Origin of the sequence: Roseomonas alba, assembly GCF_019430885.1 — a bacterium.
Lineage (GTDB): Bacteria > Pseudomonadota > Alphaproteobacteria > Acetobacterales > Acetobacteraceae > Neoroseomonas > Neoroseomonas alba.
Genome location: NZ_JAHYBZ010000007.1, coordinates 252,533 through 275,786, shown reverse-complemented (window position 1 = coordinate 275,786; position 23,254 = coordinate 252,533). Strand labels below are relative to the sequence as shown.

At 70.6% G+C, this 23,254-nt stretch carries 26 protein-coding genes; 16 read left to right on the top strand and 10 right to left on the bottom strand.

Features of this window, described 5'->3' with window-relative positions; translation table 11 throughout:
• Nucleotides 1-97: 97 nt before the first annotated feature.
• Genes KPL78_RS20495 through ald form a run of 4 tightly spaced genes read left to right on the top strand, consistent with a single transcriptional unit; the run spans nt 98 to nt 4,866 of the window.
• Nucleotides 98-1,375, top strand: coding sequence for an AmpG family muropeptide MFS transporter (locus tag KPL78_RS20495; protein WP_219764853.1), 1,278 nt, complete (start codon nt 98-100; stop codon nt 1,373-1,375).
• Nucleotides 1,376-1,387: 12 nt separating this feature from the next.
• A complete protein-coding gene (locus KPL78_RS20490; protein ID WP_219764852.1) occupies nt 1,388-3,337 on the top strand; it encodes an FUSC family protein in 1,950 nt (649 codons plus the stop codon).
• A 59-nt stretch (nt 3,338-3,396) separates the two neighbouring features.
• Nucleotides 3,397-3,741, top strand: a complete 345-nt coding sequence (locus KPL78_RS20485) for a DMT family protein (RefSeq protein ID WP_219764851.1) — start codon at nt 3,397-3,399, stop codon at nt 3,739-3,741.
• An 18-nt stretch (nt 3,742-3,759) separates the two neighbouring features.
• Nucleotides 3,760-4,866, top strand: coding sequence for an alanine dehydrogenase (ald, locus tag KPL78_RS20480; protein WP_219764850.1), 1,107 nt, complete (start codon nt 3,760-3,762; stop codon nt 4,864-4,866).
• A 337-nt stretch (nt 4,867-5,203) separates the two neighbouring features.
• On the opposite strand, the gene KPL78_RS20475 is transcribed toward ald, so the two are convergent.
• A complete protein-coding gene (locus KPL78_RS20475) occupies nt 5,204-5,602 on the bottom strand; it encodes a nuclear transport factor 2 family protein (RefSeq protein ID WP_219764849.1) in 399 nt (132 codons plus the stop codon).
• Between the two features lie 71 nt (nt 5,603-5,673).
• Between KPL78_RS20475 and KPL78_RS20470 the strand changes: the two genes are divergently transcribed.
• Complete coding sequence (locus tag KPL78_RS20470) at nt 5,674-6,129, top strand: MarR family winged helix-turn-helix transcriptional regulator (protein WP_219764848.1); 456 nt, start codon at nt 5,674-5,676, stop codon at nt 6,127-6,129.
• Here KPL78_RS20470 and KPL78_RS20465 read toward each other — a convergent pair whose 3' ends face one another.
• Nucleotides 6,130-6,756 carry a helix-turn-helix domain-containing protein gene (locus KPL78_RS20465; protein WP_255569249.1) on the bottom strand — a complete coding sequence of 209 codons (627 nt, stop codon included), beginning with the start codon at nt 6,754-6,756 and terminating at the stop codon, nt 6,130-6,132.
• Here KPL78_RS20465 and KPL78_RS20460 point away from each other — a divergent pair.
• From KPL78_RS20460 to KPL78_RS20440, 5 genes are all read left to right on the top strand, one after another.
• Nucleotides 6,755-6,976 carry a hypothetical protein gene (locus KPL78_RS20460; RefSeq protein WP_219764847.1) on the top strand — a complete coding sequence of 74 codons (222 nt, stop codon included), beginning with the start codon at nt 6,755-6,757 and terminating at the stop codon, nt 6,974-6,976. The genes KPL78_RS20465 and KPL78_RS20460 overlap by 2 nt on opposite strands.
• Nucleotides 6,973-7,434 (top strand): GNAT family N-acetyltransferase, encoded by a 462-nt coding sequence (locus KPL78_RS20455; RefSeq protein WP_219764846.1) that lies wholly within the window; start codon nt 6,973-6,975, stop codon nt 7,432-7,434. The genes KPL78_RS20460 and KPL78_RS20455 overlap by 4 nt, the downstream gene beginning before the upstream one ends.
• 163 nt (nt 7,435-7,597) lie before the next feature.
• Nucleotides 7,598-7,765 (top strand): hypothetical protein, encoded by a 168-nt coding sequence (locus tag KPL78_RS20450; RefSeq protein ID WP_219764845.1) that lies wholly within the window; start codon nt 7,598-7,600, stop codon nt 7,763-7,765.
• 7 nt (nt 7,766-7,772) lie between these two features.
• Nucleotides 7,773-8,963, top strand: a complete 1,191-nt coding sequence (locus KPL78_RS20445) for a CaiB/BaiF CoA transferase family protein (protein ID WP_219764844.1) — start codon at nt 7,773-7,775, stop codon at nt 8,961-8,963.
• A gap of 237 nt (nt 8,964-9,200) precedes the next feature.
• Nucleotides 9,201-10,604 carry a DEAD/DEAH box helicase gene (locus tag KPL78_RS20440; protein ID WP_219764843.1) on the top strand — a complete coding sequence of 468 codons (1,404 nt, stop codon included), beginning with the start codon at nt 9,201-9,203 and terminating at the stop codon, nt 10,602-10,604.
• 187 nt (nt 10,605-10,791) lie between these two features.
• Here KPL78_RS20440 and KPL78_RS20435 read toward each other — a convergent pair whose 3' ends face one another.
• The 3 genes from KPL78_RS20435 to KPL78_RS20425 are packed head-to-tail and all read right to left on the bottom strand — an operon-like array spanning nt 10,792 to nt 14,437.
• The gene (locus KPL78_RS20435; protein ID WP_219764842.1) at nt 10,792-11,277 is read right to left on the bottom strand and encodes a (2Fe-2S)-binding protein; all 486 of its coding nucleotides are present in this window, start codon (nt 11,275-11,277) and stop codon (nt 10,792-10,794) included.
• Nucleotides 11,274-13,586, bottom strand: coding sequence for a xanthine dehydrogenase family protein molybdopterin-binding subunit (locus KPL78_RS20430; RefSeq protein ID WP_219764841.1), 2,313 nt, complete (start codon nt 13,584-13,586; stop codon nt 11,274-11,276). The genes KPL78_RS20435 and KPL78_RS20430 overlap by 4 nt, the downstream gene beginning before the upstream one ends.
• A complete protein-coding gene (locus tag KPL78_RS20425) occupies nt 13,583-14,437 on the bottom strand; it encodes an FAD binding domain-containing protein (RefSeq protein ID WP_219764840.1) in 855 nt (284 codons plus the stop codon). Before KPL78_RS20425 ends, KPL78_RS20430 begins: the two co-directional genes overlap by 4 nt.
• Nucleotides 14,438-14,545: 108 nt before the next feature.
• On the opposite strand from KPL78_RS20425, the gene KPL78_RS20420 reads away from it, so the two are divergent.
• Nucleotides 14,546-15,310: a TetR/AcrR family transcriptional regulator gene (locus KPL78_RS20420; RefSeq protein ID WP_219764839.1), complete on the top strand. Its 765-nt coding sequence runs from the start codon at nt 14,546-14,548 to the stop codon at nt 15,308-15,310.
• Nucleotides 15,311-15,329: 19 nt separating this feature from the next.
• Here the strand turns inward: KPL78_RS20420 and KPL78_RS20415 are convergent, their stop codons facing one another.
• On the bottom strand, nt 15,330-15,845 hold the full coding sequence (locus tag KPL78_RS20415; RefSeq protein ID WP_219764838.1) for a fasciclin domain-containing protein: 516 nt from the start codon (nt 15,843-15,845) through the stop codon (nt 15,330-15,332).
• 198 nt (nt 15,846-16,043) lie between these two features.
• Between KPL78_RS20415 and KPL78_RS20410 the strand changes: the two genes are divergently transcribed.
• The 5 genes from KPL78_RS20410 to KPL78_RS20390 are packed head-to-tail and all read left to right on the top strand — an operon-like array spanning nt 16,044 to nt 19,534.
• Nucleotides 16,044-17,474 carry a LutB/LldF family L-lactate oxidation iron-sulfur protein gene (locus KPL78_RS20410; RefSeq protein WP_369412800.1) on the top strand — a complete coding sequence of 477 codons (1,431 nt, stop codon included), beginning with the start codon at nt 16,044-16,046 and terminating at the stop codon, nt 17,472-17,474.
• A 4-nt stretch (nt 17,475-17,478) separates the two neighbouring features.
• Complete coding sequence (locus tag KPL78_RS20405) at nt 17,479-18,186, top strand: LutC/YkgG family protein (RefSeq protein ID WP_219764836.1); 708 nt, start codon at nt 17,479-17,481, stop codon at nt 18,184-18,186.
• Nucleotides 18,183-18,716: a Smr/MutS family protein gene (locus KPL78_RS20400; protein ID WP_219764835.1), complete on the top strand. Its 534-nt coding sequence runs from the start codon at nt 18,183-18,185 to the stop codon at nt 18,714-18,716. Before KPL78_RS20405 ends, KPL78_RS20400 begins: the two co-directional genes overlap by 4 nt.
• 10 nt (nt 18,717-18,726) lie before the next feature.
• Nucleotides 18,727-19,122, top strand: a complete 396-nt coding sequence (locus KPL78_RS20395; protein WP_219764834.1) for an MAPEG family protein — start codon at nt 18,727-18,729, stop codon at nt 19,120-19,122.
• A 31-nt stretch (nt 19,123-19,153) separates the two neighbouring features.
• Nucleotides 19,154-19,534 (top strand): rhodanese-like domain-containing protein, encoded by a 381-nt coding sequence (locus tag KPL78_RS20390; RefSeq protein ID WP_219764833.1) that lies wholly within the window; start codon nt 19,154-19,156, stop codon nt 19,532-19,534.
• Nucleotides 19,535-19,709: 175 nt separating this feature from the next.
• Here KPL78_RS20390 and KPL78_RS20385 read toward each other — a convergent pair whose 3' ends face one another.
• From KPL78_RS20385 to KPL78_RS20370, 4 genes are all read right to left on the bottom strand, one after another.
• Complete coding sequence (locus tag KPL78_RS20385) at nt 19,710-20,882, bottom strand: extracellular catalytic domain type 1 short-chain-length polyhydroxyalkanoate depolymerase (RefSeq protein ID WP_369412799.1); 1,173 nt, start codon at nt 20,880-20,882, stop codon at nt 19,710-19,712.
• A gap of 150 nt (nt 20,883-21,032) precedes the next feature.
• Nucleotides 21,033-21,557 (bottom strand): CopG family transcriptional regulator, encoded by a 525-nt coding sequence (locus tag KPL78_RS20380; RefSeq protein ID WP_432761287.1) that lies wholly within the window; start codon nt 21,555-21,557, stop codon nt 21,033-21,035.
• 160 nt (nt 21,558-21,717) lie between these two features.
• Nucleotides 21,718-22,437 (bottom strand): 2OG-Fe dioxygenase family protein, encoded by a 720-nt coding sequence (locus tag KPL78_RS20375; protein WP_219764832.1) that lies wholly within the window; start codon nt 22,435-22,437, stop codon nt 21,718-21,720.
• A complete protein-coding gene (locus KPL78_RS20370; RefSeq protein WP_219764831.1) occupies nt 22,434-23,207 on the bottom strand; it encodes a (Fe-S)-binding protein in 774 nt (257 codons plus the stop codon). The genes KPL78_RS20375 and KPL78_RS20370 overlap by 4 nt, the downstream gene beginning before the upstream one ends.
• Nucleotides 23,208-23,254 lie beyond the last annotated feature (47 nt).

The window sequence follows — 23,254 nt, the reverse complement described above, 5'->3', positions numbered from 1 at the left end:
GCAGGGATCGTTGCCGGCGCGATACTGCGCAGCGCCGGGGCGCCGGAGCAAGCCTGCTGCGCTGGCGATGTGACCTGGCTTCTGCCAGCTTGCCTCCATGTCCGATTCGGCCTTGCCCCGCTGGCGCGACCGGCGCTTCCTCGTCCTCCTCGCGCTCGGCTTTTCGGCCGGAGTGCCGCTGCCGCTGACGGCCTTCACCCTGCGGCAATGGATGTCGGAATCCGGCATCTCGCTGGCGGCGATCGGGATGACCGCGCTGATCGGCCTCGCCTATTCGCTGAAATTCCTGTGGTCGCCCGTGCTCGACCATGCATTGCCGCCGGCCTTCCGGGGGTTGGGGCGCCGACGCGGCTGGCTGGCGGTCATCCAGCCGGCTCTGGCGCTGGCGATCCTCGCACTTGGCCTGACCGACCCGACGGCGGATCCGACGATGACGGTCGCGATCGCGGTGGGGGTCGCCTTCCTGTCGGCCAGCCAGGACATCGTCATCGACGCCTATCGCATCGAGGTGCTGCCCGAGCGCGACCAGGGCTATGGCCTCGCCTGCTACGTCTGGGGCTATCGCGGGGCGCTGCTGGCCTCGGGCGCAGGCGCGCTGGCCATGGCGGAGCTCGGCGGCTGGTCCTTTGCGTTTGCGATGTGCGCCGTGATGATCGGGGTGGGGTTCCTGGCCGTGCTGGCCGCCCCCGATGCCGGCCCCGCACCGGTCGAGCACCCGCATGGCTGGGCGGCGCGGTTGCGCCTCGCCGTGGTCGATCCCTTCGCGGATTTCGTTCGCCGTCCCTATTGGTTCGCCATCCTCGCCTTCGTCGCCCTGTTCAAGCTGGGTGAGGCGCTGGCCGGCATCATGACCGCGCCCTTCTACCGCGAGATGGGCTTCTCGCGGCTGGAGGTGGCATCCGTCTCCAGCGTCTTCGGCCTGTTCGCGACCCTGCTCGGCGCGCTGGCCGGTGGCTGGTTCGTGGCCCGCATCGGCACCGGCCGCGCGCTGATCATCACCGGCATGGCGCAGATGCTGTCGAACCTGATGTATGTCGCCCTGGCCCAGGCGGGGCACGACATCCCCATGCTCTTCGCCCAGGTGGGGGTGGAGAACTTCACCGACGGCCTCGCCGATGCGGCCTTCGTCACCTACCTGTCGTCACTGACCAGCCGGTCCTTCACCGCGACGCAATATGCGCTGCTGTCGTCCCTGGCTGCGGTGCCGCTGCGCACGCTGGGGGCCAGTTCGGGCTGGCTGGCCGAGATGCTGGGCTGGCCCTCCTTCTTCCTGATGACGACCGTCGCGGCACTGCCGGCGATGGGCATCATGCTGTTCCTGCTGCGCCGCCTGCCGCCTGCGCCGGTCGGCGCCGAGGCCGCCGCGGCCCGCTGAGGCGCAGCCGGCATGTCCCGCGACGGCCTGCCGGCAACCTTCGCCTTCGATCTCCGGCTGCTCAATCCGGGGGAGGGGCTGCGCAGCGGCCTGGCCCTGACCTCGCTTGTGCTGATCGCCGTCTGGGCGGATCTGCCGATCCTCGTCTGGCCGGCGCTGGCGGCTTGGCTGAGTTGTCTGGCGGATCCCGGCGGGCCGCTGCGCGACCGGGTGCGGTCGCAGATCCTGTTCGGGATCGGCGGCGCGTTGCTGACCGCGGGCTTCGGCCTGCTCGGGGCCTTCGCGCCGCTGCCAGTGGCGGTCGCCGGCGGCACGATCGGGATCTTCCTCCTCGCGCTGCTGCGGGCCTTGGGCATGCCGGGCGTGCTGATCAGCGTGCTGCTGTCCGTCGTGCTGGTGCTGGCGCTGTCACAAGGCCCCGCCACCCCGCGCCTGGCGGAGGAGGCGGCGGTGCTCTTCCTCCTGGGTACCGGCTGGGCTGTCCTGGTGACGGCGGTGCTGTGGTGGCTCCGGCCTTTCCAGACCGCGCGCCATGCCGTGGCCCGAGGCTGGCGGGCATTGGCGGGGCTCGTCGCGGATCTGGAAGGCATGCTGGGTCCGGCCGGCGAGAACCGTGCGACATGGGACCGCCATGCGCGGGCCTATCGCCGCGATGTGCGGCTGATCTTCGAGGAAGCGCGCGCCCGCATCATCGCCCATGCCGGCGCGGCGCCGGGCGGGGCTTGGCGGCTCGATCCGGTCTGGCAGCGGCTGGAGGCGGCCGAGCAGGTCTTCGACGCGCTGGTCGCCCTGGCCGACCTGCTGGAGCACACCGACGCGCCGCCCACCCGCGCCGCGGCGTCGCGGCTGTTGAAGGCGCTCGGGCCGCTGCTGGAGGAACTCGCTGTCGCGACCGTGGCCCAGCGACCGTGCAGCGTGGCGCCGCGCGCGGAGTTGCTCGCCCATGTCGCGGCCCTGCCGGAGAGCGCATCCCTGCGGCCGGTGATCGAGCGGCTGCTGGACGGCCTGGATGCCGCCGCGGCGCCGGCGTCGCGTGGCAACGCGCCGACCTGGGGCGAACCGCCCGGGGGGACCGGCTGGACAGCGATCCGGGCGCAGCTCCGGCCCGGAACGCCGCTGCTGCGCCATGCGCTGCGGCTCGCGGTCCTGGCGGCGGGCGGGCTGGCGCTGACCCTCGGCTGGCGGCTCGATCACGGGTGGTGGCTGGCCGTCGCGCTGCTGGTCACGCTGCTGGGGGCGTCGCTCGGCGCGGGTGCCGCGGTGCTGCTGCCCTCGCCATTGGTGGCGGCCTTCGCGGTCTTCCTCCTCGCCGCGCCCACCGCCGCGGTGCGCCGCGTCAGCTTCGGTCTTTTCGTCACCGGGCTTTCGGCCGTGGTGGTCGTGCTGCTCGAACTCGAACGGCCGGGCCATACCGATGCGCTGCGCGTGGCGCTGGAACGCGCCTTGTACACCCTGGCCGGCGGCGCGGCGGCACTGGCCGGCGCGGCGCTGCTGTGGCCGGACTGGGCCGGGGCGCGGCTGGCGCCGGCGCTCCGCGCCGCGCTGGTCGCCAATCTGCGCTACGCTGCCCTCGCGGTCTCCGTCGAGGCGGGGGAGGGCGCGGTGCTCGCGATCCGCCGCACGGTCGGCCAGACCAGCGCCCAGGCCGAGGAGCTGCTGCAGAAGGCTCTGTTCGAAAACGCCCTGACGCGGACCGAAGGCCTGGCGGCCGCGTTGTCGGCGGACGCCGCGATGCGGCGGGCGGCCGGGCGTGTCGCCGCACTGCGATTGTCCGGCGCAGGCGATCCCACCGTCTGGCGCGCCTGGTTCGAGGACGCGGCCACGGCGCTGGCCGCCGGTGCCACGACGCTGCCACAGCAGCCCACGGAAGCCGCCGCGCCGATCCTCGCCGAGATCGGCCGGCAGTTCGCTTTGGCTGTGGAGGGTCTGGGCCGGCTGGAGCGCTCGGGTCGCGTGATATGATCTTGGGCGGCCCCGGCAGCAGGGCCAGACTGCGCGGCACCGGTCCTCAAGGAGTTTCCATGTCCGCCTGGCTGCTGACGCCGCTGCTGCTCGTCGCCTCCAACGTGCTGATGACCTTCGCCTGGTACGGTCACCTCAAGCAGCCATCCTGGCCGATGTGGCTGGCGATCGTGATCTCATGGGGCATCGCCTTCTTCGAATACTGTCTCGCCGTGCCGGCGAACCGGATCGGCTACGGCACCTTCACCGGCCAGCAGCTCAAGGTAATGCAGGAGGTCATCACGCTGGCGGTATTCGCCGTGTTCAGCGTGGCCTTCCTGGGCGAGACGATCCGCTGGAACTTCCTCGCCGCCGGGGGGTGCCTGATCGCCGCCGTCGTGTTCATCTTCCTGCCGGTGGAGTGAAACCCAAGGAAGAACACCATGCGCGTCGGCGTCCCGAAGGAAGTGAAGATCCACGAATACCGGGTCGGGCTGGTGCCCGGCTCGGTCCGCGAACTGGTCCTGCACGGTCATGAGGTCCTGGTCGAGACCAACGCCGGCGCCGGCATCGGCTTCCCGGACGAGGCCTACCTCGCTGCGGGCGCCCGCATCGCCCCCGATGCCGCGACGGTCTTCGCCGAGGCCGAGCTGGTGGTAAAGGTGAAGGAGCCGCAGCCCGCCGAATGGATACGACTGCGGCCGGACCAGGTGCTGTTCACCTACCTGCACCTCGCCCCCGATCCCGAGCAGACGCAGGGGCTGATCGCCTCCGGCTGCACGGCCATCGCCTATGAGACGGTGACGGATGCACAGGGCGGGCTGCCCCTGCTGGCGCCGATGAGCGAGGTCGCCGGCCGCATGGCCGTTCAGGTCGGCGCGCGCTGCCTGGAAAAGGAAGCCGGCGGCGCCGGCATCCTGCTGTCCGGCGTGCCCGGCGTGCCGTCAGGCCGCGTCGCGATCATCGGCGGCGGCGTGGTCGGATCGAATGCCGCGCGGATCGCGAGCGGGATGCGCGCCCACGTCACGGTGCTCGACCGCAATCCGCGCGTCCTGAACGCGCTGGACGTCGAGTTCAACGGCATGGTCGATACGCTCTTCGCGACCAGCGACGCGGTCGAACGCACGGTGCTGGAGGCCGATCTGGTGATCGGCGCCGTGCTGGTGCCGGGTGCCGCCGCGCCGCGGCTGGTGACGCGGCAGACCGTGTCGCGCATGCGGCCAGGCAGCGTGATGGTCGATGTGGCGATCGACCAGGGCGGCTGCTTCGAGACCTCCCGCCCCACCACCCATGCCGACCCGACCTATGTGGTGGACGGTGTCGTGCATTACTGCGTGACGAACATGCCCGGCGCCGTGGCGCGGACCAGCGCCGTGGCGCTGAACAACGCGACGCTGCCCTTCACCCTGCAGATCGCCGACAAGGGCTGGCGACGCGCGGCGGCGGAGAATCCGCATCTCGCCGCAGGAGTGAACGTGCAGGGCGGCAGCGTCACGCATCCGGCGGTGGCGGCGGCGCTGGGGCTGCCGCTGAAGTCCTTGGCGGCTTAGGTGCTTCATCCTGGACTGTGGAAACGAGAGGGGCTTTGCCCCTCTCGGGCTCTCCCCGCCAAAGGCCGAAAGGCCTTTGGAAACCTTGACTTGGCGCCCTGCACGGCAGTCCAGCCAACCTGGATCGTGCGGTTCCCGCTGAGCGCCAGAATCATTCCCAGGCGCCGTGCACCGTGCGCGCCTCGATAGTCTGAACAGGGCTTCCCGCCCGGCACCAGGTGTCGGTTTCCAAAGGCCCTGTGGCCTTTGGCGGGTGGGGGTTCGGGAGAGCCGTTCCCCGTTCCGCGGTCGCCCGGATCGTCGCGCCGATGGGGCAAAGCCCCTCCCCATCTTGCCGCTAACCGATCCGCCGCCAGCCCTCATAGACCGTCTCCCGCGCGATGCGTCCGTCGCGCATCGCGAACAGGTGCATCAGCCGCAACTCGACCAGGCTGCCGACCGGCAGCGGCGCGTTCGCGACACCGTCGCCGGTCAGGCGGAAGCGCGCGGTGCAGTCGTCGATGACGTGGTCCTCGGTGGCGAAGCGGGTGCCTGGGATGATCTCGACCTCGGCCATGGAGCCGAACATGGCCCGGTAGTTGGCCTCGATGGCGGTGCGGCCGACCAGGGTCAGCCCGCGCGTCGGCATCTCGAGTACGATGTCGTCGGTATAGAGATCCATGACCGCGGCGGGATCGCGCGCTTCATCGCGAATATGGGCCTCGACCACGGCGAGGTTGCGGGCGATGGGGTCCATCGACGGAGCCTTTTCGTCAGAGAAACTGACGATATATAGACAGTCTCTCTGACTATGCGTCAAGATGGTGCATGGACACCAAGCCCGTCACCGAACACCGGCGCACCCTCGGCGCCTTGTTGCGCCTGCCTTATGAGGCGATGCAGAGGGAGGTCTATGGCGCGCTCGCCGTGCGCGGCTTCCCGGAGATCCGCCCCGCCCATTCCGCGGTATTCCGCCACATCGCGCCGGGTGGATCGCGGCTGACAGTGCTCGCCGAACGGGCGGGCATGACGAAGCAGTCCATGGCCTATCTGGTGGAAGGCCTGCAGGAGGCCGGGCTGCTGCGTAGCCTGCCCGATCCCTCGGACGGCCGGGCGCGGATCGTGCGCCTGACTGCGCGCGGCGAAGCGGCGCTCGACACGCTGCTGGCCCTGAGCGCGGAGGCCGAGACACGCGTGGCCGAGCGCATCGGCGAGAAGAGGGCGGCGAAGCTGCGCCGGGCCCTGGAACATTGGGTCACGGCGCTGGAGCAGGAAGCCGGCTGATCAGCGCCGGTGCAGCGCCACCAGGTATCGGCAGGGCCGCACGGCGGAGGGATTGCGGAAGGCATGCCCCTTCGGCGCGGCCAGGTCGAAGGCGAGGCTGTCGCCGGGACCGAGCAGCGCCTCCTCGGTCCCTTCCTCGACCGTGAGGCGCCCGGCCAGCACCCACACCACCTGGCCGCGCAGGAAGGCGAAGGATCCGGCCGTGTAGGCGACGCGCGCGCCGGGCGGCAGTTCGACCTCGACGAGTTCAGGTTCGGCACCGGGCGGCGAGACGGCGCGGCGGCGATACCCCGTGGCAGGGTCAGTCCAGAGTGGCTGCGCCGCGGCCCGGGCGATGCGCGCGGGGCCGGCATCGGCCTCGGCCCGCGCGAGCAGTGTCGAGACGGTGAGATGAAGCGCCCCCGACAGCCGCCCGAGTAGTGATGCGGTCGGGCTGGCCTCGGCCCGCTCCACCTTGCTGATCATGGCGCGCGACACGCCGGAGGCAGCGGCGAGATCGGCGATGGACCAACCGCGGGCCTCGCGCTCGCGGCGCAGCCGGGCGGCGATCAGCGCATCGATTCCGGGGGCCTCGGGCGCATCCAGGATAGTGGACATGGTGGCACGATAGTGGATAATCGTGTGCATGACCACGCCGCCTTCGCTCGGCCACAACGGTGGGCCGCCGCTCGATGACGATGTCTCCGCACTCGGCTGGAATGCCTGGAATTGGCGTCGGGCGCGCAAGCGCGCCTGGAAGACGCCGCCGCGGGAAGTGGCGCTGCGCCGCCTGGCACGGGCTGAGGAACTCGGCATGACCTATCGCGAGTACACGCTCGAGATCATGGAACGGGGCCGCTACCTGTGAGCGTGACGATCACCGAGGGCGGCCTCGACGATGCCCGCGTGCAGGCGCTGCTGACGACGCATCTGACGAAGGCGCGCGCAGCGACGGCGGAAGGCTTCGCCTTCGCGCTCGACCTGTCGGGGCTGCGCGTGCCGGAGATCCGGTTCTTCAGCGCCTGGGACGGGGAGACGCTGCTCGGCGTCGGCGCGCTGAAGCGCATGGCGGATGACCATGGCGAGGTGAAGTCGATGCACACGGCCGAGGCCGCGCGCCGCCGCGGCATCGGCGGCATGATGCTGCGCCACATCATGGACGAGGCCCGCGCCGCCGGCATGACACGGGTCAGCCTGGAGACCGGCACGAGCGCCTATTTCCAGCCGGCGGTCGCGCTGTACCTCGCGAACGGGTTCGCGCCGTGCGGGCCGTTCGGGGATTATGCGGCGAGCGGCGAGAACCGGTTTCTGACGCGCGCGCTGTAGGAGCAGTCGGAGGGGGGCGCCGCTCGCGCCAGACAGGACGCCGAGACGCACATCTCGCCCTTGCCTCCGCATCCTCGCGACCTGCGACGCCCATCCTGGCCGCGGAAGCTATCTTCACGGGCGGTGCCAGCCCGGCCTAGCCTCGGGTCAGGGAGGCATCACCATGCGTATCGTCCGTCATTCCCCGCGTGCCGTCGCGCTCCCCGACCGCGTGGCCGATGCCGGCGGGCCTCTCCTCCTCCGCGGGCCCGGGACTTTCACCGGCTGCCTGCACCACGAACTGCCGCGCCGGCGCCAGATGGTCGCCGATGCGGGAATCAAGCCGGAGTAACCACATCATGCTGCCTGTGCTGTCGGGGCTGCGTGTCCTTGACCTGACCACCGTCATCTACGGCCCGCTGATCGGGCAGGTGCTGGGCGACCTCGGCGCCGAGGTCATCAAGGTCGAAGGGCCGGAAGGCGACCTGGCCCGCGCCATCCAGCCGCGCGGCCCCCAGGGCGACAGTGCCATGTTCGTCTGCAACAACCGCAACAAGCGCAGCATCGTCCTGGACCTGAAGACCGAAGCGGGCAGGGAGGTCTTCGACCGCCTGATCGGCTGGTCGGAAGTCTTCCTGCACAACATGCGTCCCCAGGCGATCGACCGGCTCGGCTACGGCTTCGCCAAGGTCGCGGCGATCAATCCGGACATCATCTATTGTGCCGCGCTCGGCTTCGGCAGCGGCGGGCGCTATGCCGGCCGCCCGGCCTTCGACGACGTGATCCAGGCCGCCGGCGGCATCGCCGCGCTGCCGTCCTATCGCGGGGCCGATCCCGCCTATGTCCCGGGCGTGATGGCCGACAAGGTGGCGGCGCTGACGGCGACCTACGGGCTGCTGGCGGCCATCGCTTCCCGCGCGCGCGGTCGCACCGGCCCGATTGAGGTCGAGGCCGCCATGTTCGAATCCGTCGCCGCCTTCGTGTTGAACGAGCACCTGGCCGCCGCCGCCTTCGGCGGGCCGCCTGAATCCGCTGGCTATCATCGCATGTTCGCCGCCGATCGCCGGCCCTACCGCACGCGCGACGGCTGGATCGCGGCGCTGCCCTATACCGAGCAGCAATGGCGCCGCCTTCTCGAATTCACCGGCCGCCGTGACGTGCTGGACGCGCCCTGGTTCGGTGATCCGGGCGAGCGCAGCGCCCATATCGCCGAGCTCTACACCGTGCTCGCCGAGGAGATGACGCGCTTCACCACGGCCGAGTGGCTGCGCGCCCTCCAATCGCTCGACATCCCGCACGCGCCGGTGAACCGGCTCGAGGACCTGTTGCGCGACCCGCATCTGCAGGATGTGAACTTCTTCGAACCGAACGGAACCGGCCTCGCGCGCGCGGCGCGCCAGCCGGTGCTGTACCCGGGCTATGAGGAGCAGCCGGACCGGCCGGCGCCGCCCTTGGGCGCCGATACGACGGATGTGGCGACGATGCTCGGCTACGATGAAGCGGCAATGGGGGCCCTGCGCGCGGCGGGCGCCTTCGGCAGGACCGGCTGAACGGCGCCCTGGCCCTGCGGCTTGTTTTTGCACCCGCGAAGGGCCATACTCCGCTCACCGCGCGGTGATGCCGTGCGCCACGCGCCGCCCGGCCGCGTGATCGGTCCCCGCGTTGCGGTGTGGGCCCGGGTCGGGAAACAGGCGCGCCACCCACCGGACAGTCCCAATCCCGCGGGGCTTTCTCACCGCAGCGACGTGCGCGGCGCGAAAGCCGTGCGCGCGTGACAGGATTGATCAGTGACCGATACCTTCGAGGCCCTCAGCCTCGACACTCGCATCCTCCAGGCCCTTGCCGAGGAAGGCTATACCGCCCCCACCCCCATCCAGGCCCAGTCCATTCCGATCGTGTTGGAAGGGCGCGACCTTCTCGGCATCGCCCAGACCGGCACCGGCAAGACCGCTGCCTTCAGCCTGCCCATCCTGCACCGCCTGGCCGCGACGCCCGGCCGGCCGCCGCGCGGCGGCTGCCGCGTGCTGGTTCTCTCCCCGACGCGTGAGCTCGCCTCGCAGATCGCCGACAGCGTGAAGGCCTATGGCCGTCATCTCGGCCTGTCCGTCGCCGTCATCTTCGGTGGCGTCGGCTTCGGTCCGCAGCGCAGCGCCCTGGCGCGCGGCGTGGACATCCTTGTCGCGACGCCGGGCCGGTTGCAGGACCTGCTCGACCAGGGCGCCGGGCGGCTCGACCATGTCTCGACGCTGGTGCTGGATGAAGCCGACCAGATGCTCGACAAGGGCTTCCTGCCGGCCATCCGCCGCCTGCTGAAGGCCATTCCGGCCAAGCGCCAGACGCTGTTCTTCAGCGCCACCATGCCGGGCGAGATCAACAGGCTCGCCGCCGAGATGCTGACCGACCCGGCCCGCGTCGCCGTCGCCCCCGTGGCGACCACGGCGGAAAAGGTCGCCCAGCGCGTCATCCACCTGGCGGCCGCCGGCAAGCGCCGCGCCCTGGCCGAGATCCTCAAGGCCGAGGGCATCGGCCGCACCCTGGTCTTCAGCCGCACCAAGCACGGTGCCGACCGCATCGTGAAGCAGCTCGACCAGGACGGCATCAAGGCGAACGCCATCCACGGCAACAAGGCCCAGGGGGCGCGCGAACGCGCGCTCGCCGCCTTCCGTGACGGCTCCGCGCCCGTGCTGGTGGCGACCGACATCGCCGCTCGCGGCATCGACGTGGACGGCGTGACCCACGTCATCCAATTCGACCTGCCTGAGGTACCCGAGACCTATGTCCACCGCATCGGCCGCACCGCGCGCGCCGGCGCTTCGGGCGAGGCGATCGCGCTGTGCTCGCATGAGGACCGCGACAAGCTACGCGCGATCGAGAAGCTGATCCGCATGCAGATCCCGAGCGAGAAGCGCGAGACGACGGCCGAGGACATGGCCGCGCCGCGTGAGGCGCCGCGCCCGCCGCGTGCGGCCCAGCCGCCGCGTGGTGCGCACAAGCCGGCGCGGCAGTCGCAGCACCGCCCGGCTGGGCATGGTGGGAAGAGCGGCAGCCCTGCCGCGAAGCCTGCCGCGAATGCGGGCGAGCAGGCCCGGCGGCGGTCGGGCGGGGATGAGTCCCGGCGGGACCGGTCCTGGCGGGAAGGCGATTTCCGGGACGGGACGCCGGTGCCGGCGTTCCTGCGCCGCGGACGGTGAAGAAAGGCCGGGGGAGCGAACTCCCCCGGACCCCCTCCTTTTTCTGACTGGAGCGCTGGCGCGCTTGCGCGCCGGCCGCACCCATTGGCTTCGGCCGGCGCAATTGTGCGCACCCCCCTCACCGGCACATCAGTGCAACGGTCAAAAAAAGGAGGGGGGTTCGGGGGGAGTTCATCTCCCCCCGACCTTATTCCGCCCAGCGCCCGGCTTTCCTTGCCGCGCTGCGCACCGCCTCCACGATCCCCTGATATCCCGTGCAGCGACAGATGTTCGACGCCAGCGCCTCGCGCAGCGTCGCCTCGCTGAGGACTTCGTCGCGTTCCAGCAGCCAGGTGCTCAGCATCAGGAAGCCGGGCGTGCAGAAGCCGCATTGCAGCCCGTGATGGTCCTGGAAGGCCTGTTGCAGCGCGTTCAGTGTCCCGTCGGGCGCGGCGAGGCCTTCCACGGTGCGTATCGCCGCGCCGTCCGCCTGCACGGCGAACATCAGGCAGGCGCGGGTGGGGATGTCGTTCACCAGCACGGTGCAGGCGCCGCAGACGCCGTGCTCGCAGCCGAGATGCGTGCCGGTCAGGCCGCAGGACTCGCGCAGCGTGTCGGCCAGGGTGCTGCGGGCCTCGACCTCGACGCGCTGCGCGACGCCGTTCACGGTGAAGGTGACGACGTGGCGGCTCATGCGCGGGCCTCCGCCGCGCGGATCGCGGCGCGGATGCGTGGCGGCGTCGCCGGAATCTCGAACAGCTCGACGCCGAAGGGCGACAACGCATCGCTGATTGCATTCGCGATCGCGGCAGGCGCGCCGATGGACCCGCCCTCGCCAAGGCCCTTGGCGCCGGTCAGGGTGAAGGGGCTGATCGTCTCGCGGTGGTGGATCTCGATCTCGGGGATCTCCATCGCGCTCGGCAGGGTGTAGTCGGCGAGGGTGCCGGTCAGGATGTTGCCGTCCTCGGCAATGACGATTTCCTCGAACAGCGCATTGGCGATGCCTTGCGCGACGCCGCCACGCACCTGGCCGTCGGCGATCAGCGGATTGATGATGCGCCCTGCATCCTCGACCACCAGGTAGCGCTCGATGCGGACATGGCCGGTTTCCGGATCGACTTCGACGATGGCCGCATGGCAGGCGTTCGAGAAGGTGCCGGGCGGGTCGTAATGCGCGCTTTCGGCCAGGTTGAAGCCGTCGAACAGGTCGCTGCGCTGATGTACCTGCTTCGCCAGCGCGGCAAGGGCGATGGAGGAACCATTGCCCGCCACGGCCTCGCCATCGCGCAGGGTGATGTCGTCTGCGCTCGATTGCAGGATTTTCGCCGCGGCGGCACGCAGCCTGGCGGCCAGCTTGTCGGCCGCTTCCTGGGAGGCGCCGCCGCTGATGACCATCGCGCGGCTGGCGAAGCTGCCCCAGCCATAGGGCGTGCGATCAGTGTCGCCATGGATGACGCGCACGCTCTCGGGCGCGATGCCGAGCCGGTCGGCGACGAGCTGCGCCAGCGCCGTGCGCAGCCCCTGCCCATGCGGCGAGGCGCCGATGCGCAGCTCCACCTCGCCATTCGGCGTCATGGCGATGTCCACCACCTCATATCCCGGCACCACGCCCATGCCGCGCGCGGCGAAGGCGGGCGTGCCGTAGCCAGTGCGTTCGTTGAACACCGACAGGCCGAGGCCGAGATAGCGGCCCTGCGCCCGCGCCGCCTTCTGCCGCTCGCGGAAGGCGGGGATGTCGAGGTGCTGCGCAGCATCGTCCAGCGTCTCGATGTAGCTCGCCTCGTCCAGCGTCAGGCCGGTCGCGCTGCGATGCGGAAAGCTGTCCACCAGGTTCATCCGGCGGATCGCGACGGGGTCGATCCCGATCCGCTTCGCCGCGACATCCATCAGCCGTTCCAGCCCGAAGGTGATGACCGGCCGCGACACGCCGCGATAGGGCGCCATCGGGCAGGTATGCGTCAGCACGCCGCGCGCCCGTGCGGCATAGGCCGGCACCTTGTAGGGCCCGGGATACTCCGCGAAGGCCATCAGCGGCTCGACCCCGCAGGTCGTCGGATAGGCGGAGAAGGCCCCGACATTCGCCAGGATGTCGGCTTCCAGCGCGAGCAGCGTGCCATCCGCCGCGAAGGCGCCGCGCAGCCTGTGCTCCTGATCGCGCGAATGGGCTGAGGCGATGAGGTTCTCGTTGCGGTCCTCGATCCAGGCAAAGTCGCCGCGATATCGCCGCGCCAGCCAGACCAGCACCGCGTATTCCGGGAACAGCGCCATCTTCTGCCCGAAGCCGCCACCGACATCCGGCGCGATGACCTGAAGGTCGGCTTCCGGCATGGACAGCAATTCGGCGATGCCGGTGCGCAGCATGTGCGGCATCTGCACCGAGGCCGTCAGCCGTACGCGCCCCGTCGCGCGGTCGTATTGGGCGCAGCCGCCGCGCCCTTCCATCGGCGAGGCATTCTGCCGGCGCGACCGCAGCGCGATCTCGACCACATGCGGCGCGGAGGCGAAGGCGGCCGCGGCTTCCGGCGATTCCATCACGCCTTCGACCGCGACATTGCCCGGCGCCACAGCATGCACGGCCGGCGCACCGGGGTGCAGCGCGTCGTCCATGGCGACCAGCGCAGTCTCGGACCCGATATCGAACGTCACCGCCTCAAGCAGGTCTTCGGCCATCGCGGCGCTCGGCGCGACGATCGCCGCCACGGCCTGGCCGACGAAATGCACGCGATCGGCCGGCAGGATCGGCTGCTCCACGGCGCGATAGGCGAAGCGGTACAGCATCGGCCGTATCGTCCCGATCGCGCCGAGTTCGGCCGCGCTGACGAACAGTGAGCCGGGCGGCATGTCCTCGGGCGGCCGCAGAGCGGTGATGCGTCCATTCGCAACGGGACTGCGCAGGAAGCGCACGGCGCGCGCACCGACGGCGACATCGGCGGTGAAGCGGCCCTCGCCCCGCAGCAGCGCGGGATCCTCGAAGCGGCGCAGGCGGCGCCCGACCCAATTCATGCGGCGATGGCGTCCTCGATGGCGCGACGGACCATGACGCGCACCAGGTCGCGTCGGTAGTCCGCCGGGGCGTGGATATCGTCCTGCGGGTCGCAGCCGGCGGCCGCGCGCTCGGCCGAGGATTGCGCGGCATCGCGCGGGAGCTGCCCGATCAGCGCGGCGGCCGCATCCGGCGCCAGCTCCGGCCGCCCGCCGATGCCACCCAGCGCGATGCGCGCCTCGGCGACGCGCCCGGCGTCCAGCCGCAGCGCCACCACCGCCATGGCCAGCGCGAAGTCGCCGGCGCGGCGCGCGAATTCCGCGAAGCCGCAGCGCCAGTCGGGGCCGAGCAGCGGCAGGCGCACTTCCGCCAGCATCTCGCCCGGCGCGATGGCCGTGGTGAAGACGCCCTGGAACCAGTCTTCGGCGGCGACGGCGCGCTGTCCGTCCGGGCCGGCGACCATCAGCGTCCCGCTCAGCGCCAGCGTTGTCGCGCACCATTCCGACGCCGGGTCCGCATGCGCCAGGCTGCCGCAGAAGGTGCCGCGCTGGCGGATCGGCGCATGGGCGATGTGGCGCGCCACGCGGGCGAGCAGCGCGCCCACCGGCCCCGGCGCCACGGGCTTCTCGAATGCCGCATGCCGCGTCAGCGCGCCGATGCGCAGGATGCCGTCCTCGGCGCGGAGGAACGCCAGGTCCGGAATGCGGTTGATGTCCACCAGCACGCCCGGCCGCGCCATGCGGAAGGCCATGGTCGGCACCAGGCTCTGGCCGCCGGCCAGGATGCGCGCTTCCTCACCATGGGTGGCGAGCAGCGCGACCGCCTCCTCCACCGTCCGGGGCGCATGGTAGTCGAAGGCGGCCGGCTTCATCCGGCCCCGCGGGCATGGGATCGCATGGGCGATGATGGTAAGGGCGCCCTGCGCGTCAGGTCCATCGGCTTGCGTGCGGCCGGCAGCGTGCAAGGATGCACCGCGCCAGTGAACACACCATCAGAGGAGACGCGCGTGGCCCGCGCCGCTGCCAAATCCAAGACTGCCGAAGCGCCGGAAGCCCCGCCCACCCGCCCACGCCGCCGCGCCGTCGCGCGCACCGAGGACCTGGTCTCCATCCTCGAGGTCGGCGGCTACGACCAGCCGGCCCAAGGCCGTATCGTGCAGATCTTCGAGGTCGCTTGCCGCATGTTCGCGCAGAACGGCTTCGATGGCGTGTCCATGCGCGACATCGCGCTGGAATGCGGGATTTCGAAGGCGACGCTGTATCACTACTTCCCGGACAAGGATTCGCTGCTGCGGCCGCTCGCCATGGGCGTGACCAAGGCGCTGTACCTGCACGTCGCCCGCCATGACGACCCGGCCCTGCCGGCCGCCGACCGGCTGCGCAGCCTGATCGGGGAGACGGCGCGCTTCTTCGACCGCCACCGCTGGGCCTGGATCGCCTCGGCCTCAACCTTCTGGAACGATCCAGAACTGCGGTTCCGGCGGGAGCGCATCGGCTGGCGCGATCGTTACGAGAGGCTGCTGCGGGAGATCCTGGAAGCCGGCGTCGCGGCCGGCGAGCTCCGCACCATGGATGTGGCGGTGGCGGGGCGGATGATCCTCGGCGCCGTGAACTGGATGGCGCGCTGGTACGACCCCAAGGGCACCCTGACGGCGCCCGAAATCGCGCTCGACTTCTGTGACATGGTGCTGGGCGGGATTCTGGTGCCGACGGCGCGCGGCCGCCGGACGCGGGCGGAGGGGTAGCCCCCGCCCGCTGCGGCGTTCAGGCCGTCGGGAACAGCACGCCCGAGACGACGTGGATGATGCCGTTGGAGCAGAGCAGGTTCGGCCGGATGATGCTGCCCGAGGCGCCGGAAGGCTGGGTCGCACCGGCCCGCACCGCCTGGATGCGCGGCTCGGTGGGGCTGCCGCCGACGACACGGATCTCGATTCCGCTCAGCATGCGGATGCGGCCGTTGCGGGCGGCGATGTCGCGCAGGTTCAGCCGCCCGCCCGCGATCAGGTTGCGCAGCATGTCGGCCCCGCCGTCCCGAATCGCCGCCGGCGCGGCGCTCCAGGCGTCGTTGGTCGGCGCGAAGACGGTGTAGGCTGTCGGGCCGGAAAGCAGCTCGGACAGGTTGGCGCGGCGCAGCGCCGAGCGGAACTCCGACAGGTCCGACTGGGTGCCGAGCACATCCATGATCGGGAAGCGGCCATCGGCGGTAACCTGTTCGCCCGCGCAACCGGCGAGGACCAAGGCTCCGCCGCCGGCGGCGAAGAGGGAACGACGCGTGATCACCGGCGCTTCTCCTTTGTAACGGCGCGAATCGGGGCCCGCGAGCGGGGCGCGGCCTTTTCGCGCCCCCCGGGGCGCAGGGCAAGTCCCGAGCAGCGCAGCATGGATTTGATATCCAAACAAAATCGCGGGCAGGGTCTTCACACGGCCGGCGGAAATCGCGCTACACGGGCATCTGCGCAGCCTGTCCGAGGACGTCCCGTGGTCCAGATCACTTCCCCCGCCTTCAAGCAGAACGCCGCGCGGGCGCTGGGCGATGCGGGACTGCAGAAGGCACTCGGCAAGGCCAAGGGCGCCTTCCTCCAGCGCCGCGCCGACGCCGTTTCCCGCCTGCCGGAATTTGAACAGCTCCGCGACATCGGGCGGGACATCAAGAATCACACCCTCGCAAATCTGGATTTCTACCTCGAAACATTCGCGGCCAATGTCGAGCGCGCCGGCGGCACGGTGCATTGGTGCTCGACCGCCGAGGAGGCGCGGGCGACGGTCCTCGACATCTGCCGCAAGGCCGATGCGAAGACGGTGACCAAGGGGAAGTCGATGATCTCGGAGGAGATCGCGATCAACGACCATCTGGAAGCCCACGGCATCACCCCGGTCGAGACCGATCTCGGCGAATACATCATCCAGCTCCGCCATGAGCACCCGTCCCACATCATCGCCCCGGCCTTCCACCTGAACCGCGAGGATTGGGAGGCGGATTTCCGCCGGATGCACACGGATCTCGACCCGAACCGCGTGTTCAACGAGCGGCGCGACATCCTGGCGGAGGCGCGCACCAAGCTGCGGTCCCGCTTCCTCGCCGCCGATGTCGGCATCACGGGCGCGAATTTCCTGATCGCCGAGACGGGGTCGTCCGTCATCGTGACCAATGAGGGCAATGGCGACCTGACGCAGACCCTGCCGCGCGTGCACATCGCGCTGGCGTCGATCGAGAAGGTGGTGCCGACCCTCGAGGATGCGACCTCGCTGCTGCGGCTGCTGGCGCGGTCCGCGACCGGGCAGGACTTTTCCGTCTACACGACGTTCAGCACCGGCGTGCGGCGGCCGGGCGACCTGGACGGGCCGGAGGAATACCACGTCGTCCTCATCGACAATGGCCGGTCCAACATGATCGGGTCCGAGTTCCAGGAGATGTTGCGCTGCATCCGCTGCGCCGCCTGCATGAACCACTGCCCGGTCTATGGCGTGACCGGCGGGCATGCCTATGGCTGGGTCTATCCGGGACCGATGGGGTCGGTGCTGACGCCCTCGCTGGTCGGCATCGACAAGGCGGCGCTGCTGCCCAATGCCTCCACCTTCTGCGGCAAGTGCGAGAGCGTCTGCCCCGTGAAGATCCCGCTGCCGAATCTGATGCGCCATTGGCGCGAACGCGAGTTCGAGCGCCACCTGACGCCGCGCGCGGTGCGGCGGAATCTCGGGCTCTGGGCCTGGTTCGCGAAGCGGCCCGGCATGTATCGCCTGGCGACGCGGGCGGCGATGGGCACCCTGTCGCTGCTGGCGCGCGGGAAGGGGGTCTTCCGGTCGCTGCCGCTCGCCGGCGGCTGGACGGAAGGACGCGACCTGCCGGCACCGGAACCGGGCGGCACCTTCATGGCGCGCTACGCGAAGATGCAGCGTGAAGGGCGGTGAGGCCATGACCAAGGACGCCATCCTCGCCTCCATCCGGCGCGGCCTGAAGCGCGGGCCGCTGCCGGCCGACCAGCGGGCGATGCTGGAGGGGCGGCTCGCCACCCATCCGCGCCACCTGATCCCGGCCCGGTCGCGCGTGCCGCGGCCCGAGCAGATCGCGCTGTTCATCCGCAATGTGGAGAAGGAGTTCGGCTCCGTCGCGCGCATCGCCGCGGGAGAGGAGGTGCCGGAGGCGGTGGCGGACTACCTCGCCGCGCAGAACCTCGCGCCGCGCTTCGTCCTGGCGCCGAACCCCGAATTGCAGGCCCTGCCCTGGGCCGAAAAGCCGATGCTGGAATTCGAGGCACGGCGGGCCCAGGCAACCGACGCCGTCTCGGTGCAGCATGGCTATGCCGGCATTGCGGAGACCGGGACGCTCATGCTGCCCTCGGATGCCGCGCGGCCGACCACGCTCAACATCCTCGCCGAGACCGAGATCGTCGTGCTGCGCGCCTCGGCCGTTATCGGCGCCTATGAGGAAGCCTGGGACAGGCTGCGGCGGGAAAGGACCGATCCGGTCACCGGCGGATTCATGCCGCGCAACGTCATGCTGGTGACCGGCCCCTCGCGCAGCGCGGATATCGAGCAGACCCTCGAACTCGGCGCGCATGGGCCCCGGCGTCTGCACATCATCCTGATCGACGACGATCCCGCCGCCTTGCCCGTGGCATGACGCGCCGCCGGCTGCGTGGCCTGTCGGAGGCCGACCGCGCGCTGTGGCGCGCCTATGCCGCCGAGATCATGCCCCTGCCGGGCCGGGAATTGCCGCCCGAACCGCCGCCGGCCGCGCCGGCCGTTGCCCGGCCGGCCGCCCCGCCCCAGCCGCAGCCGGTTGCCGCGCCCACGCGCTGGACGCCGCCGGATCTCGCCGTGAATACGCCGCCCGCGGGGCTGGATGACCGCCGCTGGCGCGACCTGCGGCGCGGCAAGATGAAGCCGGAACGCACCATCGACCTCCATGGCCGCCGTGCGCAGGACGCCCATGCGGCCGTCCACGCCTTCCTTGCCGACGCCTATGCCGAGGGCCTGCGCTGCGTGGCGGTGATCACCGGCCGGGGTTCCTCGGTCGAGGGCGGGGTGCTGCGGCGCGAATTGCCGCATTGGCTGAACGCCCCGGATCTACGGCGCATCATCCTGGGCGCCGCCCATCCGCATCGTGCCAATACCGGCGCGGTGCATGTGCTGCTGCGCCGCCGGCGATGACGGCTGAACCATGATGTCTGCAACCGCCCTGTGGGCCGCGCTGCACGCCCCGCTTTTCCTGTGGCTGTCCATGCGCATCGTGCCGCTGCGCCACGCCGCGCGCGTCACGCTGGGCACGGGCGGCGATGCGGCGCTGGAACGCGCCGTGCGCGCCCAGGCGAACTTCGCCGAATACGCCCCTTTCGCCCTGTTGCTTCTGGCCCTGTCCGAGGCCGGCGGCGCGCCGGGCTGGGTGCTGCATCCGCTGGGCGCAGTTCTGCTGGCCGGACGCGGCGTTCATGCCTGGGGCATCACGCGGCTCGCCGAGGATATCCGCCTCCGCGCCGCTGGGATGATCGCAACCTTCGCGGTCATCGCGCTCGCGGCCGTGGCGGCGCTGGTCGCCTCCGCCGGCGGATGGCGCTAGGCTGGCATCACCGGAACAGGGAGAACCGCCGATGACGCTCACCGTCCAGAAGATGCTCGCCGATGCCGAGGCCGTGGTGCCGCGCATCTCCCCCGATGAGGCGAAGGGGCTGGTCGGCCGGCCGGACGTCGTCTTCCTCGATGTGCGGGAACCGCCCGAGGTCGCGGCCTCCGGCAAGGTGCCCGGCGCGCTCGCCATCCCGCGCGGGCTGGTGGAGTTCCGAGCCGATCCGGCCTCCCCGATGCACGACGCGCAGTTCGACACGGCGAAGACCGTGGTCGCCTATTGCGCCTCGGGCGGGCGTTCGGCGCTGGTGCTGAAGACGCTGCATGACATGGGCTACACCAATGTCCGCAACCTCGGCGGCTTCAAGGGCTGGGTCGATGCGGGCGGGCCGATCGAGAAGGCCTGAACCCGGCGGCCGCCTTTCCTGATCTGTGGGACCGACGAGGCTTTCCCGACGCATCCCACGGAGGGCCGCAAGGCTTCCCCGATTGCCGGGATCGTTCTGCTGGAGGAAACCGGAGGGGCAGCGCCCCTCCAACGCCACAGCGACAGCATCGGGGCAACCAGGAGGCCTCCGGATGTCAGCCCGGCAGCGCGTGCTGCCGGAAGAAGCGCAGCATCTCGCGGGATGCATCGGGTCCTCGCGGGTCGGTATACGATCCCAGGTTGCTGCCCCCCGACCATGCATGCCCGCCGCCGTGTACCAGCCACTGCTCGAGAACGCTCGTCCCCGTAGGGGTGAGGTGGTTCGTGCGGCTATAGGCATGGCCGCCCGGTACCTGGCCGGCATGCGTTTCCACCGTGACCGCGCCCATCGCAGCGACCTGCGCGGCAATGAGGTCGCCGTTGCTGGGATGCACGGTCCTGTCCTGGTCCGCGTGGAAGACGATGGTCGGCACCGCGAGCGGCTTGGCGTCGGCCGCGCCCAGGCCTGATGGCTGCTGCTGGGTAGCTGCACCCCGCTGCATGGCGGCGAAGGCCGTGGGGATGTCGCGTGCGGCACCGCAGGGCAGACCCGAATGCACGCCAACCGCGGCGTAGAGGTCGGGATAGGCCTGCGCCATGATGGCCGCCGCCGCGCCGCCCGCCGACAGGCCGGCGACGTAGATCCGCCGTCCATCCACTGCGTGTTCCTGCATGACCTGCCTGGTCATGCCGGCGATCAGGGCGGGTTCGCCGCGATCGCGCCGCTGGTCGGCCGGGCTGAACCAGTTCCAGCACTTCTGCGCGTTGGCGGCCTTGCTCTGCTCGGGATAGACGACGAGCAGGCCGTATTCCTCGGCCAGGGCGTTCATCCGCGTCCCGGCCGCGAAGTCGTCGGCCGACTGCGTGCATCCATGCAGCATCACCAGCATGGGCATCGGCGCGCTGCGCTGCCCGCCAGGGATATAGAGCTTGTAGTCGCGCGTCGCGCCCATGTTGCCGATGGTCTGGCGCAGGAAGCGGGCGCCTTCCGGAACGGGCGCGGGCGCGCGAGCCAGGGGCCCCTGCGCGAGGGCGCCGAGGGCGCGCAGCGGCCTTGGCATCCAGCTTGCGGGAGTCTGGACCGGATCGCCCGTCTCGGGATCGACGTCGATGGTGCGCCGCGGTGGTGTCGCGGCGGGTCCTTTGGTGTCGGACCATGCGGTGGCAGGCGGGTCGGGCGCGGTCGCCCCGCCAAGGGCCCGATGCAGCAATGCGGTGGCTTCGTGCAGCCGGCCCTCACGCGTCAGGCGGGTGGCTTCGAGCATGGGGTTGAGCGGAATCGCATTCACGGAAGAGGAATTCCTTCGTAACGGGCGAGCGCGGACCAGCCTTCGCAGAGGTCGGTCCTGCGTCTCGTGGGGATGGCGTGGAACGAACGGGCGGCCGCGGCTGTTTGTTGCGGCGCAGCGCGACTTATCGCGGTGTGGTGCGCCGGCCGGTCAGGCCATGCGATCGGCGAGTGCTGCCTTGACCTCCGGGCTCGCCTGCAGCGCGCCCAGGATGGCGATGGACGCGATCGTCGCCCTGGCGAGCTCGGGCGACACGTCCCGGGCAATGGTGGCCAGGCCCAGCACGCGGATATCGAGGCGCTGGCCGGCCGCCTGGGCCGCTTCGAGGTCGGCGCGGGAGAAGTGCCGCATGCCGAGATCGAGCCCTTTCCGCGCAACCGATTGCCGGGTCGCTTCGGCATGGCGCTCGACCTGGTTGCGGATTGCGGTGCGGATGAAGTCGGTCCGGTTCGCGTAGAAGCCGTCCTGCACGAGCAGGTCGATATGCCCGAGATCGACATGACCGAGGTTGATCGTGATTTTCTCGGTCTCGCCGCCGGGCCGGGGCCGGAGTTCGTGCACCGTGCTGGTCATGCGATATCCCTCACCATCCAGGTGGATGGTAGATGGATGCTGAATGGATGTTTTCAAGCGCCATCGGGCTAATCGCTTGCCGGCGCGCTCGACTTCTTTCACGGAACCGTGTGCCGGTTTGGACAAAACCCCGCCCTGTTATGGGTAAAAATACCTAATCGCGGGCGCTATGTCCATCCGTGCGGCAGGCCGCTGGCAGTTCCAAGGGCCGTTCGGTCCTTGGCGGGCCCGTCAGGAGGGGATCACGTCCCCTCCGGGCGCATTACGCATGCCGCTTCCAGGTCAGCACCAGCACGTCCCGGCACGATGGCAGGCTCGCATCGGCAGGCGCGACCGGTGTCACCCCGTGCATCACGCGGGGATCGTCCACCATCGCCGTATCCAGCGGGTCCCGCAGCACGAACTGCGCCAGCCGGTTCCCGTCATCGTCCTCGATGATCGTCTCGCCGCCTTCGAGGTTGGTGCGCGCGATCATCACGATCAGCACGCAGTCCACGCCGTCATGGTGCACGCCTTCCGGCGTTGGGTAGCCCGGCGCACCCGCCGCCGCCTCGATGCGGAACTGGTGGGCTTCGACGAACCAGGATTGCGGGCCGTGCAGGGCCTCGGCCATGGCGCGGCCGAGGCCGAGCAGGGCGGTCATCGGCGTGCTGGAAGCGATCTCGTCCTCCATCGCCGCAAACCAGCGGTCGACGCCGCCGTTCAGGGTGTTGTGGACCACTGCCTGGAAGTGCGGGCGGTGTTCGCCGCGGACATGTCCGGGGATGCCGGGCTCGGCCGAGAAGTTCGCGATGCGCCGGCGGCGGTACCGCCCGCCGTCGCGCATGAAGGCGTCCGTTTCGAGCCGGTTCCAGGAGTCGAAGAACGGCGCCAGGGCAGCGGCGTCACCCGCCCTGCCCATCAGCGCGGCCATGGTTGAGCCTGGCACGCGTGCGAAGCCCCGCGCGGCGACTTCGGCCAGCGGACCTGCAGGAACAGTCATGACACACTCCCTTCGCCAATCGGCGGAACGTCGTTCGTCATGCCGGCCAGGACCTCGGCCACATGACGCACCTTCACCGGGCTGCCCTCGCGCTTCAGCCGCCCGGCCATGTTGAGCAGGCATCCCAGGTCGCCGGCCAGCAGCGTGCCGGCACCGCTCGCCGCGATGTCGCGGACCTTGTCGGAGACCATGCGTGTCGAGATCTCCGGGTATTTCACGCAGAAGGTGCCGCCGAAGCCGCAGCAGATCTCGGGCTCGGCCATCTCGGCGAGGCGCAGGCCCTCGACGCTGGACAGCAGCGCGCGCGGCTGGGCCTTCACGCCCATCTCCCGCAGGCCCGCGCAGGAATCGTGGTAGGTGACGCTGTCCTCATAACGCGCGGCGACGCGCTCCATCCCGCGCACGTCGCGCAGGAAGGAGACGAGTTCGTGGGTGCGCCCGGCCAGCGCCTCGGCCTTGGCGCGGTACTGGGGATCGTCGTCGAACAGGGACGGGTAATGGTGCGCGATCATCCCCGCGCAGGACCCGGACGGTGCGACCACGTAGTCGAAGCCGCCAAAGGCGTCGATCACGGCGCGGGCCATGTCGCGGGCAGTGGCGCGGTCGCCGGCGTTGAAGGCGGGCTGGCCGCAGCAGGTCTGGGTGGGGGGCACCTCGACCAGGCAGCCGGCTTCCTCGATCAGGCGGATCGCCGCGAAGCCGACCGTCGGGCGATAGAGATCGACCAGGCAGGTGACAAACAGGGCAACGCGCGGCTTCGGGTCGGACATGGCGGGAAGAATAGGATTCTCCCCGCCATCGCGACAGCCCCGTTTGC

Excerpts from the sequence above, each read along its gene's own strand:
- KPL78_RS20495 (WP_219764853.1), top strand. The coding sequence starts at position 98 with ATGTCCGATTCGGCCTTGCCCCGCTGGCGCGACCGGCGCTTCCTCGTC.
- KPL78_RS20490 (WP_219764852.1), top strand. The coding sequence starts at position 1,388 with ATGTCCCGCGACGGCCTGCCGGCAACCTTCGCCTTCGATCTCCGGCTG.
- KPL78_RS20485 (WP_219764851.1), top strand. The coding sequence starts at position 3,397 with ATGTCCGCCTGGCTGCTGACGCCGCTGCTGCTCGTCGCCTCCAACGTG.
- ald (WP_219764850.1), top strand. The coding sequence starts at position 3,760 with ATGCGCGTCGGCGTCCCGAAGGAAGTGAAGATCCACGAATACCGGGTC.
- KPL78_RS20475 (WP_219764849.1), bottom strand. The coding sequence starts at position 5,602 with ATGGACCCCATCGCCCGCAACCTCGCCGTGGTCGAGGCCCATATTCGC.
- KPL78_RS20470 (WP_219764848.1), top strand. The coding sequence starts at position 5,674 with ATGGACACCAAGCCCGTCACCGAACACCGGCGCACCCTCGGCGCCTTG.
- KPL78_RS20460 (WP_219764847.1), top strand. The coding sequence starts at position 6,755 with ATGACCACGCCGCCTTCGCTCGGCCACAACGGTGGGCCGCCGCTCGAT.
- KPL78_RS20465 (WP_255569249.1), bottom strand. The coding sequence starts at position 6,756 with ATGCACACGATTATCCACTATCGTGCCACCATGTCCACTATCCTGGAT.
- KPL78_RS20450 (WP_219764845.1), top strand. The coding sequence starts at position 7,598 with ATGCGTATCGTCCGTCATTCCCCGCGTGCCGTCGCGCTCCCCGACCGC.
- KPL78_RS20445 (WP_219764844.1), top strand. The coding sequence starts at position 7,773 with ATGCTGCCTGTGCTGTCGGGGCTGCGTGTCCTTGACCTGACCACCGTC.
- KPL78_RS20435 (WP_219764842.1), bottom strand. The coding sequence starts at position 11,277 with ATGAGCCGCCACGTCGTCACCTTCACCGTGAACGGCGTCGCGCAGCGC.
- KPL78_RS20430 (WP_219764841.1), bottom strand. The coding sequence starts at position 13,586 with ATGAATTGGGTCGGGCGCCGCCTGCGCCGCTTCGAGGATCCCGCGCTG.
- KPL78_RS20425 (WP_219764840.1), bottom strand. The coding sequence starts at position 14,437 with ATGAAGCCGGCCGCCTTCGACTACCATGCGCCCCGGACGGTGGAGGAG.
- KPL78_RS20405 (WP_219764836.1), top strand. The coding sequence starts at position 17,479 with ATGACCAAGGACGCCATCCTCGCCTCCATCCGGCGCGGCCTGAAGCGC.
- KPL78_RS20400 (WP_219764835.1), top strand. The coding sequence starts at position 18,183 with ATGACGCGCCGCCGGCTGCGTGGCCTGTCGGAGGCCGACCGCGCGCTG.
- KPL78_RS20395 (WP_219764834.1), top strand. The coding sequence starts at position 18,727 with ATGATGTCTGCAACCGCCCTGTGGGCCGCGCTGCACGCCCCGCTTTTC.
- KPL78_RS20390 (WP_219764833.1), top strand. The coding sequence starts at position 19,154 with ATGACGCTCACCGTCCAGAAGATGCTCGCCGATGCCGAGGCCGTGGTG.
- KPL78_RS20375 (WP_219764832.1), bottom strand. The coding sequence starts at position 22,437 with ATGACTGTTCCTGCAGGTCCGCTGGCCGAAGTCGCCGCGCGGGGCTTC.
- KPL78_RS20370 (WP_219764831.1), bottom strand. The coding sequence starts at position 23,207 with ATGTCCGACCCGAAGCCGCGCGTTGCCCTGTTTGTCACCTGCCTGGTC.